This is a genomic window from Hymenobacter miniatus, from assembly GCF_016427455.1.
Taxonomy (GTDB): domain Bacteria; phylum Bacteroidota; class Bacteroidia; order Cytophagales; family Hymenobacteraceae; genus Hymenobacter; species Hymenobacter armeniacus.
Genome location: NZ_JAELXR010000009.1, coordinates 1 through 14678 on the forward strand (window position 1 = coordinate 1; position 14678 = coordinate 14678).

General features: G+C 64.7%; 10 protein-coding genes. 5 read left to right on the top strand and 5 right to left on the bottom strand.

Annotated features, from left to right (window positions below; genetic code table 11):
- Positions 1-1239, bottom strand: a 1239-nt coding sequence (locus tag JAO73_RS14690) for a cytochrome P450 (RefSeq protein ID WP_198977819.1), incomplete at its 3' end; no start/stop codon positions are given.
- A 148-nt stretch (positions 1240-1387) separates the two neighbouring features.
- On the opposite strand from JAO73_RS14690, the gene JAO73_RS14695 reads away from it, so the two are divergent.
- Complete coding sequence (locus JAO73_RS14695; protein WP_190923663.1) at positions 1388-1690, top strand: hypothetical protein; 303 nt, start codon at positions 1388-1390, stop codon at positions 1688-1690.
- A gap of 187 nt (positions 1691-1877) precedes the next feature.
- Here JAO73_RS14695 and JAO73_RS14700 read toward each other — a convergent pair whose 3' ends face one another.
- Positions 1878-2885 (bottom strand): polyprenyl synthetase family protein, encoded by a 1008-nt coding sequence (locus JAO73_RS14700; protein WP_233169218.1) that lies wholly within the window; start codon positions 2883-2885, stop codon positions 1878-1880.
- A 124-nt stretch (positions 2886-3009) separates the two neighbouring features.
- Here JAO73_RS14700 and JAO73_RS14705 point away from each other — a divergent pair, with 124 nt between their 5' ends.
- Together JAO73_RS14705 and folK are read left to right on the top strand one after the other, a co-directional pair.
- Entirely contained in the window at positions 3010-3867 is an 858-nt protein-coding gene (locus tag JAO73_RS14705; RefSeq protein WP_198977820.1) for an alpha/beta hydrolase family protein, read from the top strand.
- The gene (gene folK, locus JAO73_RS14710) at positions 3864-4361 is read left to right on the top strand and encodes a 2-amino-4-hydroxy-6-hydroxymethyldihydropteridine diphosphokinase (protein ID WP_198977821.1); all 498 of its coding nucleotides are present in this window, start codon (positions 3864-3866) and stop codon (positions 4359-4361) included. The genes JAO73_RS14705 and folK overlap by 4 nt, the downstream gene beginning before the upstream one ends.
- Before the next feature lie 45 nt (positions 4362-4406).
- Here the strand turns inward: folK and fabD are convergent, their stop codons facing one another.
- The 3 genes from fabD to JAO73_RS14725 form a co-directional block, all read right to left on the bottom strand.
- Positions 4407-5291 carry an ACP S-malonyltransferase gene (gene fabD / locus JAO73_RS14715; protein WP_198977822.1) on the bottom strand — a complete coding sequence of 295 codons (885 nt, stop codon included), beginning with the start codon at positions 5289-5291 and terminating at the stop codon, positions 4407-4409.
- Positions 5292-5429: 138 nt separating this feature from the next.
- On the bottom strand, positions 5430-8393 hold the full coding sequence (locus JAO73_RS14720) for a T9SS type B sorting domain-containing protein (protein WP_198977823.1): 2964 nt from the start codon (positions 8391-8393) through the stop codon (positions 5430-5432).
- A 227-nt stretch (positions 8394-8620) separates the two neighbouring features.
- Positions 8621-11581, bottom strand: a complete 2961-nt coding sequence (locus JAO73_RS14725) for a T9SS type B sorting domain-containing protein (RefSeq protein WP_198977824.1) — start codon at positions 11579-11581, stop codon at positions 8621-8623.
- Between the two features lie 264 nt (positions 11582-11845).
- Here JAO73_RS14725 and JAO73_RS14730 point away from each other — a divergent pair, with 264 nt between their 5' ends.
- Together JAO73_RS14730 and JAO73_RS14735 are read left to right on the top strand one after the other, a co-directional pair.
- Positions 11846-12598: a succinate dehydrogenase cytochrome b subunit gene (locus JAO73_RS14730; protein ID WP_198977825.1), complete on the top strand. Its 753-nt coding sequence runs from the start codon at positions 11846-11848 to the stop codon at positions 12596-12598.
- A 98-nt stretch (positions 12599-12696) separates the two neighbouring features.
- Positions 12697-14631 carry a fumarate reductase/succinate dehydrogenase flavoprotein subunit gene (locus JAO73_RS14735; RefSeq protein ID WP_198977826.1) on the top strand — a complete coding sequence of 645 codons (1935 nt, stop codon included), beginning with the start codon at positions 12697-12699 and terminating at the stop codon, positions 14629-14631.
- The last annotated feature ends 47 nt before the right edge of the window (positions 14632-14678 follow it).

Here is a 14678-nt window from a genome sequence, read left to right on the forward strand (position 1 = left end):
CAGGCGCGGCCCGCCGCCGAAGGGCACGTAGGCAAACGGCTGCACCGGCCGCGCCTGTCCCGGCGCAAAGCGGCGGGGCCGAAACTCCTCGGGCGCGTCCCAATACTTGGCGTCGTGGTGCAGGCCGTGGAAGTAGAGCGAAAACAGCGTGCCTTTGGGGATGCGCAGGCCCTGGTACTCGTCGTCGGCCAGGGCCACGCGGTCCACCATCCAGGCGGGCGGGTAGTGGCGCATGGTTTCCTGCACGGCCCACAAGGCCTGGCCCAGGCGCGGCAGGTCGTCGAAGGCGGGCGCGCGGCCGGCCAGCACGGCGTCGGCCTGGGCGCGAATGGCCACGGCTTCGGCCGGATGGTGGGCCAGCAGGTAGGTGAGCCAAGTGAGGGCGTTGGCGCTGGTTTCGTGGCCGGCCACGAGCAGGATGAGGGCCTCGTCGAGCACGCGGTCGGGCGTCATGGGCTCGCCGGTGTCTTCGTAGCGCACGTCGAGCAGCATTTGCAGCAGGTCGTCGGGCGGAGTAGCACCGGGCTGGGCGTTGGCCTGCTGGCGCTCGGCAATGAGGCGGCCCAATAAGGCGCGCAGCTCGGCGGCCAGCGCGTCGTGGTACCGGAACCGGCCCCGCAGCCGAAACCACGGGTTGAGGTAGGGCTGCCGGATGGTGCGCACAAAAAACGCCTGAATCTCGGTGATGAGCCGGGCCAGGCGGTCGAGCTCCGCCTCCGGAAAGTTGGTGCTGAACACCGAGCGGGCAATGATGCGAAAGGTCAGGCGCGTCATCAGCTCGTGCACTTCCACGGCGGTGGCGCCGCCCGCCTGCCGGGCCCGGGCCACCAGCGGCGCCAGGGTTTCGGCGGTTATTTCCTGCATCAGCCCGGTGAGGCCCGCCACCCGCTGCCGATGAAAGCCCGGCTGAATGAGCCGGCGCTGGCGCAGCCAGTCGGGGCCGTCGTTGGTGAGCAGGCCGTGGCCGATGTAGCGCGAAAAGCCCTGGGTGAATTTCGACTTGGCGTAGTTGCGGTTGTTTTTCTGCAGAATGTGCTGCGTCAGGCCGGGGTCGCGGGTGAGGATGCTTTTCTCCACGCCGCCGATGTACAGCTGCACGGTGTCGCCGAAGCGCGCCAGGGTGGCGTCCAGCACGGGCAAGGGGTCTTTGGCCAGCGCAAACGAGCGCAGCAACGAGCGCCAGCGCGGCACCCGCGGCAGCTGAAACGCGCCGGCCGCGGCTTTTTCGGAAGCTTCCATGTTCATGTTGTTCGGGCCCGCCACGCGCCGGCCACTCAAACATACCACCCGCCCGCGGCCACTTCATACTTTTTCGGCCCGGCCGCGTAAACCTCAACCGGGCCCCGGCCCACGTCCGCCTTTTCTTTCCTCCAACCCCCTTGCCCTTATGTGGATTCAGCAAAACCCCAGCACGCCCGCCCCGCTCGCCGATTTGCAAGGCCGCGCCGTGGGCCTCAAGTTTGAGTGCCAGCACTGCAACACCGAAGTCTTCACCGACCTCATCGGCGTGCCCGCCCCCAACGACCAGGCCGACTCGCCCGAGCACGCCGACAACCACGAAATCGAGGAAATCAAGTGCCCCGGCTGCGACATGACCCACCAGCTGGAAGTCGACAGCACCTTCGACGGCGTGACCTTCAAGGTGAGCGACGCGAAACAGGTGAGCTACCAGGTAGCGGAATCGAAATAGCCGTCTGTCATTGCGAGCGCAGCGCGGCAATCCGTCTTGTTCTCAGCGACTCACCTTCTACTGTGATAAAGCCCTAAACGTGAAAAGCCCCGGCACCATTTCGGTACCGGGGCTTTCTGGTGAAAGAGCGTGTCTGGTTTTGACAGGACGGATTGCTCCGGTTCCGCCTCGCAATGACAGCCGCGCGCTACTTCTCCCGCTCAATGGTGTAGTTAATCAGCTCTTCCAGCGACGTGCGGCTCGGCGACTCCGGGAAGGTGTGCAGGATGGCCAGGGCGTCGTCGCGATACCGCTTCATCGTGTTGATGGCGTAGTCCAGCCCGCCCGATTTCTTCACGAATTCAATCACCTGCTGCACCCGGTCGCGGTGGCCTTCGTTGTTTTTCACGTTGAAGATGACCTTGCGTTTTTCCAGCCAGGAGGCGTGCTGCAGGGCATAAATCAGGGGCAGCGTCATCTTCTTTTCTTTGATGTCGATGCCCACGGGCTTGCCGATTTCGGCGGTGCCGTAGTCGAACAAGTCGTCTTTTATCTGAAACGCAATGCCGACTTTTTCGCCGAATAAACGAGCGCGCTCAATCGTTTCCTTGTCGGCCCCCACCGAAGCCGCGCCCACGGCCGTGCAGGAGGCAATGAGCGACGCCGTTTTCTGCCGGATGATGTCGAAATACACGTCTTCGGTGATGTCGAGCTTCCGGGCTTTCTCGATTTGCAGCAGCTCGCCTTCGCTGAGCTCGCGCACGGCGTTGCTCACGATTTTGAGCAGGTCGTAGTCGTCGTTTTGCAGGCCCAGCAGCAGGCCGCGCGAGAGCAAATAATCACCGACCAGCACGGCAATCTTGTTCTTCCACAGCGCATTGATGGAGAAGAAGCCGCGGCGGTAGTTGCTTTCGTCCACCACGTCGTCGTGCACCAGCGTGGCGGTGTGCAGCAGCTCGATGAGGGCCGCGCCGCGGAAGGACGAATCGGGCAGCGGGTCGCCGGTGTTGGGTTCGGGGCGGGCGGCGCGGGCCGTGAGAAACACGAACATGGGCCGAATCTGCTTGCCCTTGCGCTTCACGATGTAGCCCATTATCTTGTCGAGCAGCAGCACTTTGGTGCGCATCGACTGGCGGAACTTGTGCTCAAACTCTTCCATTTCGGCCGCAATGGGCGCCTGAATCTGGTTGAGGGAGAAAGTGGGTTGTTGGGGCATTTCGGCAACAATGATACGGCAGAAATAGCAGGGTAAGCCGCGGCGCGGGCCAGAGTGTTTTGTCATTTTGCGCGCGGCTCGCCCACTCACCATTTCCCCATCTCCCCGGCCCTACCTTCGCTGTATGCTCACTCACGCCTCTTTTTTGCTCACCGGCACCGGCCACGGCCGTCCTTTCGAGGCCGACGCCACCTTTCGGCCCGATGGCCAGCCCAAGCCCGTGGTGTTGTTTGTGCATGGCTTCAAGGGCTTTAAGGACTGGGGCCACTTTCCACGGCTGGCCGATTTCTTCGCTGAGCGCGGCTTCGTGTTCGTGAAGCTCAACCTGTCGCACAACGGCCTGGTGGTGGGCGGCACCGGCGATTTGGAAGACTTGGAAGCATTTGCCCGCAACAACTTCAGCATAGAGCTCGACGACATCGGCCAGGTCATCGACGCGCTGTTTGACGGCCACTCGCCCGTGCCCGCCGCCGAAATGGACCTCACGCGCCTGGTCCTGGTGGGCCACAGCCGCGGGGGCGGCCTGGTATTGCTCAAGGCCGCCGAAGACCCGCGCGTGCGGGCCGTGGCCACCTGGGCCGCCATTGCGGAGGTGCACCCGCACTGGCCCCAGGCCGTATTTGATGAGTGGCAGCGCACCGGCGTGCTGCACGTGCCCAACACCCGCACGGGCCAGCAGCTGCCCATGCACTACCAGATAGTAGAAGACTACCACGCCAACCGCCCGCGCCTCGACATTGCCCACAACGTGCGCCGCAAGCTGCGCCAGCCCCTGCTGCTGGTGCACGGCGACGAAGACGAAACCGTGAACGTGGCTGCCGCCCACGCCCTGCACCAGCTCCGGCCCGATGCCGAGCTGCTGCTCGTGCCCGGTGCCACGCACATGTTTGGCGGCGCCCACCCCTGGCCGCACCAGCAGCTGCCCGAGCCGGCCCGCCTGGTGGCCGAACAAACGGCTGATTTTTTCCTCCGCGCCACGTGAGCGCCGCCGTCACCGCCTACCTCCTGCTCGGCAGCAACCTCGGCGACCGGGCCGCGCTGCTGGCCGCCGCCCGCGAGCAACTGGCCTTGGCCGCCGGCGAACTCATGGCGAGCTCGGCCCTGTACGAAACCGCGGCCTGGGGCCGCGAAGACCAGCCGGCTTTTCTCAACCAGGCCCTGGCGGTGCGCACTACGCTCACGCCGCACGAGCTGCTGGCCCACTGCCTGGCCACCGAGCAACGCGCCGGCCGCCAGCGCCTCGAACGCTGGGGTAGCCGCACCCTCGACGTGGACATTCTGCTATATGGCCCCGAAATCATCGACGCGCCAACGCTGACGGTGCCGCACCCGCGCCTGGCCGAGCGGCGCTTTGCACTGGTGCCGCTGGCCGAAATTGCGGGTAGTGTGCTCCATCCGGTGCGGCACACCAGCATCGCCGAGCTGCTGGCCATTTGCCCCGACCCCTTAGCAGTGAAGCCCTGGCCCGGCCGCTGAACGAATCAGCGGCCGGGCCAGGGCTTCAGGGAGCAAAGCAGATGGTTAGCCAATCGTGGCCGTGGGCACAATTTTCTTCACCAGGCCTTGCAGCACCTTACCGGGGCCGCACTCGATGAATTCGGTGGCGCCGTCGGCGGCCATGCGTTGCACCAGCTGCGTCCAGCGCACGGGGGCCGTGAGCTGGGCCAGCAGGTTGGCTTTGATTTCGGCCGGGTCGGTGTGCGGCAGAGCGTCCACGTTTTGGTACACGGGGCACTTGGCCGCGTGGAAAGTGGTTTTTTCGATGGCCTCGGCGAGGGCGGCGGCGGCGCTTTGCATGAGGGGCGAGTGGAAGGCGCCGCCCACCGGCAGCGGCAGGGCGCGCTTGGCCCCGGCGGCTTTCAGGGCTTCGCAGGCCTTGGCCACGCCTTCGGCCGAGCCGGAGATGACGAGCTGGCCGGGGCAGTTGTAGTTGGCGGCCACCACCACGTGGCCGCCGTCGGTGATTTCCTGGCAGATGCGCTCCACCACCGCGTCGTCGAGGCCCAGAATGGCGGCCATGGTGCCGGGCTGCTCTTCGCAGGCGGCCTGCATGGCCTGGGCGCGGCGGGCCACCAGCGGCAGGGCGTCTTCGAACTTGAGCACGCCGGCCGCCACCAGTGCCGAGAATTCACCCAGCGAATGGCCGGCCGTCATGGCGGGCCGCAGCTCGGGGCGGGCCACAAACTGGGCCACCGAGTGCACAAAAATGGCGGGCTGGGTGACGTCGGTGCGGCGCAGGTCCTCCTCCGAACCCGTGAACATGATGTCGGTGAGGCTGAAGCCGAGCAGGTCGTTGGCTTGGGTAAGCAGGGCGCGGGCGTCGAGGCTTTGGTCGAACAAGTCGCGGGCCATGCCCGGAAACTGGCTGCCCTGGCCGGGGAATACGATGGCGGAAGTCGAGCTCATGGCAATGAGTTGCTGAGGGAGGGAAAATGGATTGGGGGCGCAAGCTGCACAAAAACCCGCATTGCCCCAAAAAAACGGAGCGGACCCCTAGGCCCGCTCCGCATGCTTTGGCGCCGCGCGCCGCGCTGGCAACGGCAGTTACCGCACAATCTCCACCCAGCCCTTGTAGGTGCGCTTGGTGCTGGCCACGTCGGCAAACTCTACCTCGGCCAGGTAGTAGTAGATGCCATCGGCGGTTTTGCCGTCCTTGCCGCCCGAAACGTCGCCGCTAATGGGCCCGCCGCCGTCCCAGTTGATGAGGGCGGGGTCGTCGGCCGTAGTCGTGTTTTCGAAAACCTTTCGGCCCCAGCGGTTGAAGGCCTGGAAGTGCACGCTACGCACGGGCGAGTTATTCTTGGGTCGGAACACGGCATTCTGCCCGTCGCCGTTAGGCGTAAAGATGTTGGGCAGCAGGAAGAACAAGCAGTTTTCCTGGCAGGCCACGTTGCTCGTGTCGCTCACCGCGCCGCCGGCGGCCACGGCCTGCACCGCGTAGCACCCGCCGGAGTTGGGCAGGTTGCCGTGGTTGAAGGTGGTCTGGCTGGTGGTACCGATGAGGGCAAACGCGCCCGAGGTGCCCGGGCGGTAATACACGCGGTAGCTGGCCACCGCCGCGTCGCAGCCGGCCGGGGTGTTGCCCAGGGTCCAGCGCAGGGCGTTGGTGTAGGTTTGGCTGCCCGGGGACTGAGGCAGCGCCGCCAGGCTGTCGCAGTTTGTGGCTTTCAAACTCAGCACGGGCGTGCAGGGCGGCGCAATCAGCGGGCGGCATTGCTCCTGGCTTTTGTTGAGCAGCGAGCTCAGGAAGCCGGTGAGGGTGTAGCGGCCCTCCGTCTGCACGTAGTAGCAGTAGGTCTGGCCTTTCACCAACGCGGGGTCGCTGTCGGTGTAGGTGCCGCCGCTCAGGCCCGTGGGGGCGGTGGCCACTTGCACGTAGGTGGGACTGCCCGTGAGCTTGCGGAAAATTCGGACGGGCCGGGCCGAGTTGTCCCACGGCACGTTGTGCGTCCAACTCACCGTGAAGGCCGTGGGCGGATTGGCGGCCAGCACGGTGGTGCGCACGCTGCTGGCCGGCGCGCTGGTTTCGGTGATGCTGGGCTGGCCATTGGGGAAGGAGCGCACAAACTCCAGCCGGTAGCTATACTGTCGGTCCAGGGTATTGAGGTTGGTGTCGACGTACGACGTGTCGTTGAGCGAGGTGAAGGTGCGCACCGGCACAAACGTGGCCGGGTTCAGTCCCTCGCCGCGCGAGAGCACGAAGCTGGGCGTGCCCGCAAACGACGCGCCCGTGGCCGGACGCGGCTGCGTCCAGCGCACCGCAATCTGCCCCGCGGTGGCGCTGGTGGTTTCCACGTCCACGTTTTTCAGCTGGGCCGCGCGGCCGGCAAAAGTCACACAGGCTTCGTCCGAAGCCAGGCTGGCGCCGCCCGCGGGCAGCGGGAAGTCGGCGTAGAGACGGTAGCAGTACGTCAGGCCCCGGTCGAGGCCGCGCCCGGCGTTGTCATCGGTGAAGGTGGTGGCGCCGGGCGACACGGTGCCAATGCGCACATAGCCCGACGAAGCCGGAATGCCGGTTTCGCAGGCGCCCGGCGCAGGGCCCGGGCCCACCTTGCGGTACACGTAGATGTTGGCCGCGTTGGTGCACGTGTACCGGTCCCAGGTCAGGGTGGTGCTGTTGAGGCCCCCGGTGGTGCTGCTGGCCACGGCCTGCACGTTGCGCGGCGGCGGCCCCACCACCCGAATGCTCCACACCTGTTCGTCAATCAGGGGCTGGTTGGTGGGCGTGGGCGCGCCGGGCGGCGTATCCTGGGCTTTAAACACCACCAGGTAAGGCTGCTGCGCCACGTTGCTGCAGTCGGTGCGCCAGGTGAATACGCCGCTGGCTACCGGCGGCCCGGCCTGGGTCTGGAAGAACGTAGCCGGCGGCCTGATGCCGGAAAAAGCGAACAACGCAATGGGCGTGGGCGCGGCGCTGGTGCTCGATGACCCGTCCACGGCCGTGACGGTGCCGGTCACGGTTTGGCCGGCCACCACGCACAGGTCGGGCGGCAGCGTCAGGATGGGCCGCAGGTTGTTGGTGTTGATGACCACAATCTGCATGTCGCGCACCACCTCTCCTATCTTGCGCCAGCCCAGGGGCGTGCGGCGCAGCTCTTCTACCCGGAAAGCAAAGTTGTAGGTACCGGCCTGCACGGGCGCATTCCAGGTAATTTGTCCGGGGTTGGCCCTTCGGTTGCTGATTTCAAAAATGGCCGGCACATTAGGTAGTTGCCCGGCCGGAATGCCATTGTAGGGCACCTGATAGGGCACGGTTGGCTGCGTGATGATGGGGTCGTTGGGGTAGCGGAAGTTCGGCACGTCGCTCACCTGCGGGTTGTTGTTGCCGGTAGCGCCGGCGCAGGGCGGCCCCACAATTGCATCGGCCAGCAAGGTGGACTTTTGGCTGGGCTGCAGGGTGTATACCAAGGAGTCACCGTCGGCGTCGTACGCGCCGGGGTTGTGGACGAACACTTGGTTTACGGCGGCTTTGTCTACAGCCGGAGCAGTCAGAATGGGGGTGCGGTTTGCGGCGTAAACGGGCGCAATTTCAATGGTGGTGCTGATGTAAAACGACTGGTTGCCGGAGGCGGTCATGTTCAGCACCCCGGCCACCCGGTTTTCCCCCACGTACTTAATGGTGTATTGGCCGGCTGCGGGAAAGGTGTGCTCGAATAGGTAGATGTTGTAGCTCGTATCCGAAAGGCCCGGCAGCGGCCGGCGTCCCCCCACCCGGTCCACGCCCTTGTAACAGCTCGACGTGCCATCGCCAAAGAAAATGGTGACCTGGTTTTCGTCCACCACGGACGTGGGATTGCTCAAGTTTTCGGTGGTGTACAGCACCATTTTGAAGAAGATGCGGCGGGGGTTGCGGGCCGCCGTGGTGTCCACTTTGGCCTGAATGTCGCCGGCCCGAATGTGGCTGGCCCGCGCGGCCTCGGGCCGGGCCAGCATCCCGGCCGTGGCCAGCAGCAACAGCAGCAGCAAACGGGCGCCGGCACCTGGTCGGAAGAGGAAAAATGCTTGCATGTCTAATCCAGCTGATGAAGCGCGGCCACGCCCCCGGCGGCCCCGAGTAACAAAAAGTAAAGCACTAACCCGACGCTTGGCGCCAGGTTTCGGCAAAGTAGGGCCTGCGCCCCAAAAATGTGCTTGCGCGCTCGAAGTGCCCTGGGCAATGCCCCAAAAATCAAGCCCAAAAAGACCTTTCGAAGAGAAGGCTTTTTGGGCTTGATTGCTACGCTTCCGGTCAGGGTCTACCGAACAATTTCGACCCAGCCCTTATACGTGCGCTTGGTGTTGGCGAAATCGGCAAACTCCACCTCGGCCAAGTAATAGTAAATGCCTTCCGATACAGCCTTGCCCGCCCCGGGCGAGGTGCCGGTCGGCGCTCCCGACTCCAGTTCGGGCCCGCCGCCGTTCCAGTTGATGAGAACGGGGTCGTTAGCCGTGGTGGTGTTCTCAAATACTTTGCGGCCCCAGCGGTTGAAGGCCTGGAAGTGCACGCTGCGCACGGGCGAGTTGCTGCGAGGCCGGAACACGGCGTTCTGCGCGTCGCCGTTGGGGGTGAAGATGTTGGGCAGGGAGAAGAACAAGCAGTTGTCTTGGCAGGCCACGTTGCTCGTGTCGCTCAGCACGCCCCCCGTGCCCACGGCCTGCACCGCGTAGCACCCGCCATTGAAGGCCAGGTCAGTATGCACATAGTTGGGCGTGATGGTGGTGCCGAGGAAGGTGAAGGCGCCGGTGGGCGTGGGCCGGTAATACACCCGGTAGCCGGTCACGGTGGCGTCGCAGCCGGTCGGCACGTCGGTCAGCGTCCAGTTCAGGCGGTTGGTGTACCGGTCGCTGGCCGTGGGGAAGTTGGGGCGCGCGGCCAGTTCGTCGCAGTTGGTGGGCTCTAGCGTGAGCTTGGGCGTGCACGGCGGGCTGCTGAGCACGAGGCAGCTTACCTGGCTGCGGTTGATGAGCGAGCTGAGGTAAGGCACGCCCGCGTACTGGCCATCGGTCTGCACGTAGTAGCAATAGGTTTGGCCTTTCACCAGTGCGGGGTCGCTGTCGGTGTAGGTGCCGCCGGTGGCCGTGGTGGGGGCCGTGCCCAAGCGGACGAAGGCCCCCGTGCTGCCGGCACGCCGGAATATCACAGCCGGGCGGGAAGCGTTGTCCCAGGGCACGCTGTACGTCCAGCTGACCCGCACGGCCGTGGCCGCGGCCGAGGTGGGCGCCGTGGTGGTGCGCACGCTGCTGGCCGGGGGCGAGGCCTCGCGCGCCGTGGGCCGGGGGTCGCCGGCCGGGAAGGTGCGCACAAACTCCAGCTTATAGGTATAGGGCTGGTCCTGGGTGTTCAGCCCGGTATCGGTGTAGCAGGTGTCAACCAGCGAAGTGAGCGTGGCAATGGGCGTGAACGCAGCAGGTGCCAGCCCCGCCCCGCGCGACAGCACGTAGCTGGGCGTACCCTCGAAGGTGCCGCCGCCCACCGGCCGCGGCCGCGTCCAGCACACCTGAATCTGGCCGGTGGTGGTCGAAGTGTTTTCCACGTCTACCTTCACCAGCCGCGCCGAGGTGCCCTGAAACGACACGCAGGCCTCCTGCGAGGCAATGCTGGAGCCGCCGGCCGGCAGCGGAAACTCGGCGTAGATGCGGTAGCAATACGTCTGGCCCCGGTCGAGGCCCTGCGGGTTGCCGTTGGCGTCGAGGTTGCTGTCGGTAAAGGCGGTGGCCGTGGCCGGCACCGAACCCACGCGCACATAGCCCGCCGAAGCCGGAATGCCCGTTTCACAGGGACCGGGCACGAAGCTCGACGGGTTCACCTTGCGGTAGATGTAAATCTGGGAGGCGTTGGTGCACACGTAAGGATTCCAGGTGAGCGTGGCGCTGGCCACCGCGGTGCCCGTGGCCGGCGCGGCACGCAGGTTCTGGGGCGGCGGCCCCACCACCGTGATGCGCCAGGCGCGCTCGTCAATCAGGGGCGAATTGGAGGGCGAGGGCGGGCTGGGGTTGTCCTGGGCCTTAAATACCACCAGATAAGGCTGACGGGCCACGTTGCTGCAATCGGTATTCCAAGTAAACGTGCCGCTGGCCTGAGGCGGGCCGCTTTGCGTCTGGCGGAAAGAAGCCGGCGGAATAATGCCCGAATAAGCAAACAGCGTAATCGGCGTTTGGGGGGCGCTAGCCGAAGCCACGTCCACGGCGGTCACGTTGCCGGTCACGGTTTGGCCGGCAATCACGCAGATGTCGGCCGGCACGGTGATGAGCGGGCGCAGGTTAGCAGCCGCCGTCACAATAATCTGCATGTCACGAATCACCGAACCGATTTTGCTGCGGCCCAGCGGCGTGCGGCGCCACTCTTCCACCTCAAAGGCCACGTTGTAGGGCCCGAGCGAGATGGGCGCGTTCCAGGTGATTTGCCCGGTGTAGGGGTCTTGCACGAATATGGCCGGCGCCCCCGGCACCCCGGTGGGCGTGCCCGGAAACGCCACCTGCACCGGCCCCGGCGCAATGGCCGGGTCGTTGGGGTAGCGGAAATTGGTAATCTGCACCGCGGCGGGGTTGTTGGTGCCCGTGCCGCTGCACGGCGCCCCCTGCGTGCCCGTAATGCCCAGCGGCACCTGCTGGCTGGGCCGCAGGTGAAACGCCAGCGAATCGCCGTCGGCATCATAAGCGCCCGGGTTGTGCAAAAACACCTGGTTGATGGCCGCGTTATCCACGGCCGGGGCTGTGAGAATGGGCGAGCGGTTGCGGCCCAGCGAGGGATTGATAGTGAAGGTGGTGCTGATGTAGAACGTCTGGTTCACCGAGTTATCGGTGTTCCGCACCCCCGGGTTCCGGTTCTCGCCAATGTAGCTCACCGTGAAGCTGCCGCTGGAGGGGTAGGTATGCTCGAAGTAGAAAATATTGTAGCTCGTATCGGGGTTGCCGGGCACCGGCCGGCGGCCGCCAAAACGCGGCACTCCCGGGCTGCACGTCGAGGTTCCGTCACCGAAGAAGAACGTGGCGACGTCGGCCGGCACACTCGAGCTATTGTCGGTGTACAAAATCATCTTGAAGAAGATGCGGCGCGGATTGCCCGGCGAGGTGGTGTCCACCTTGGCCTGAATGTCGCCGGCGCGCAGGTGAGTAGCCTGCGCCGCGCGGGGCCAGCCGCCCAGCACCAGTAGTATGACCAGCAGCGGCGCCGCCGGCGCCCATGCCCTTACTCGAAGCGGAAAAAACTGTGTCATATAAAGCAGATAACGAAAGAAAAGAAGCTTGGCCTCGGCGCGGCAACGATTGCTGCCCATCCCACGCTGCCCTGCCTTGGCAAACCACACCGCGCCCGTGCGTGTTAACGATGCCGGCGGCGGATAGATTCACCACGCCGGTCATAGTTTATTGAAATACGCCCCGCAGCCAAGAATAAAGCCCACGCGTTGCCCGGTTAGCAGGCGGGGGCTACCTTTGAGCCCTCAAAACACACCTCTTCACTTGCCCAGTTTGGCTACTATATGAGTTGGATAACAAAAACCTTAACCAGCAGCATCGGCCGGAAAATCATCATGTCGGTCACGGGCCTGTTCCTGTGCACCTTCCTGGTCGTTCACCTCATCGGTAATTTGCAGCTGTTTAAGCACGACCAAGGCGCTGCTTTCAACACGTATTCCCACTTCATGGGCACCAACCCGGTCATCCGCACCATCGAGTGGGGCCTGGTGCTGGGCTTCGGTTTCCACATCTTCGAAGCCTGGGCGCTCACCCGCCGCAACAAGGCCGCCCGCACGCAGGGCTACGCGCAGTGGCACGCCGAGAAAAACTCGGAGTGGACCTCGCGCAACATGGGCATCCTGGGCACCATCATCCTGATTTTCCTGCTGGTACACCTCTACAACTTCTTCTGGCGCGCCCGTTTTGGCGGCCTGCCCAAAGTAGGCGGCGCCAACCCCGAAGTGCGCGACCTCGACAACCTGTACCTGGCCGTGGTCGACTCCTTCCACGTGTGGTGGTACGTGCTGCTCTACGTGCTGGCCCAGATTAGCCTCGGCTACCACCTGTGGCACGGCTTCCGCTCCGGCTTCCAGACGCTGGGCCTCAACCACCGCAAGTACACGCCCCTCATCAAGTACGTGGGCTACGTGTTTGCCGTGGTGGTGTCGGCGGGCTTCGCCTCCATGCCGCTCTACTTCTTCCTGTTCACCAACGCCCAGGGCGAACTGGCGGCCAACGCCCCCAGCCTGGTGCACACCGTCGCGTCGGCTTTCTAAGCAATTCGGTTGGCCGGTAGAAACCCGCCGCGCGCCGCAACACCTTGGTCGCTCAGCTGTTCTACTACCAAACGTCACTCCATCACTCCGCTCCCAGTATGCTGTTGGATTCCAAAATACCCGAAGGCCCCCTCGCCGAAAAGTGGGAAAAGCACAAGTTCAACGTGAAGCTCGTGAACCCCGCCAACAAGCGGAAGTACGACATCATCGTGGTCGGCACGGGCCTGGCCGGCGCTTCGGCAGCCGCCTCGCTGGCTGAGCTGGGCTACAACGTGAAGGCCTTCACCTACCACGACTCGCCCCGCCGCGCGCACTCCATTGCGGCGCAGGGAGGCATCAACGCCGCTAAAAACTACCAGAACGACGGCGACTCCGTGTTCCGCCTGTTCTACGACACCATCAAGGGCGGCGACTACCGCGCCCGCGAAGCCAACGTGTACCGCCTGGCCCAGGTGTCGGTCAACATCATCGACCAATGCGTGGCCCAGGGCGTGCCCTTTGCCCGCGAATACGGCGGCCTGCTGGCCAACCGCTCTTTCGGCGGCGCCCAGGTAAGCCGCACGTTCTACGCCCGCGGCCAAACGGGCCAGCAGCTGCTGCTGGGTGCCTATTCGGCCCTGAGCCGCCAGATTGCCTACGGCAAGGTGAAGATGTACACCCGTTCGGAAATGCTCGACGTGGTGGTGATTGACGGCCAGGCCCGCGGCATCGTGACGCGCAACCTGATTACGGGCGAGATTGAAACCCACGCGGCCCACGCCGTGGTGCTGGCCACCGGCGGCTACGGCAACGTGTTCTACCTGAGCACCAACGCCAAATACTGCAACGTGACCGCCGCCTGGCGAGCCCACAAGAAAGGCGCCTATTTCGCCAACCCCTGCTTCACCCAGATTCACCCCACCTGCATTCCGGTGAGCGGCGACTACCAGTCCAAGCTCACGCTGATGTCGGAGTCGCTTCGCAACGACGGCCGGGTATGGGTGCCCAAAACGGTGGAAATGGCCGAGCGCGTGCGCCAAGGCCAGATTAAGCCGCAGGACATTGCCGAAGATGACCGCGACTACTTCTTGGAGCGTAAGTACCCTGCCTTCGGCAACCTGGTGCCGCGCGACGTGGCTTCGCGCAACGCCAAAATGATGTGCGACGAAGGTCGCGGCGTGGGCAGCACTGGACTGGCCGTGTACCTCGACTTCTCCGAAATCATCAAGCGCACGGGCGCTGAGGCGGTGAGCCAGAAGTACGGCAACCTGTTTGCCATGTACGAGAAAATCACCGACGAAGACCCGTACAAGCAGCCCATGCGCATCTACCCCGCCGTGCACTACACCATGGGCGGCCTGTGGGTGGACTACAACCTGCAAACCACCGTGCCCGGCCTTTACGCCACCGGCGAGTGCAACTTCTCCGACCACGGCGCCAACCGCCTCGGCGCCTCGGCGCTGATGCAGGGCCTGGCCGACGGCTACTTCGTGATTCCCTACACCATTGGCGATTACCTGGCCAGCACGCCGCCCAAACCCGTGGGCACCGACCATCCGGCCTTTGCCGAGTCGAAAGCCTACGTGCAGGCCCGCACCGAGCGCCTGCTCAGCATCAACGGCACGCGCACGCCCGACCAGTTCCACAAGGCCCTGGGCCACATCATGTGGGAGTATTGCGGCATGGCCCGCAACGCCGAAGGCCTGCGCCACGCCAAAGCCGAGATTCAGAAGCTGCGCTCGGAGTTCTGGAGCGACGTGAAAATCGTGGGTTCGGGCGAGGAAATGAACCAAGCCCTGGAGAAAGCCGGCCGCGTGGCCGACTTCCTGGAACTGGGCGAGCTGATGGTGGACGACGCCCTGAACCGCAACGAAAGCTGCGGCGGCCACTTCCGCGAAGAGTACCAGACCCCCGAAGGCGAGGCCCTGCGCAACGACGACGAGTACGCCTACGTGGCAGCGTGGGAATACCAGGGTGAAAACCAGCCCGAGAAACTCAACAAGGAAGAGCTGACGTTTGAGAACGTGAAGCTCACCCAGCGCAGCTACAAGTAATACCCTGTCATGCTGATTGCAGCGAAGCATCTTATCACGCTGACGCC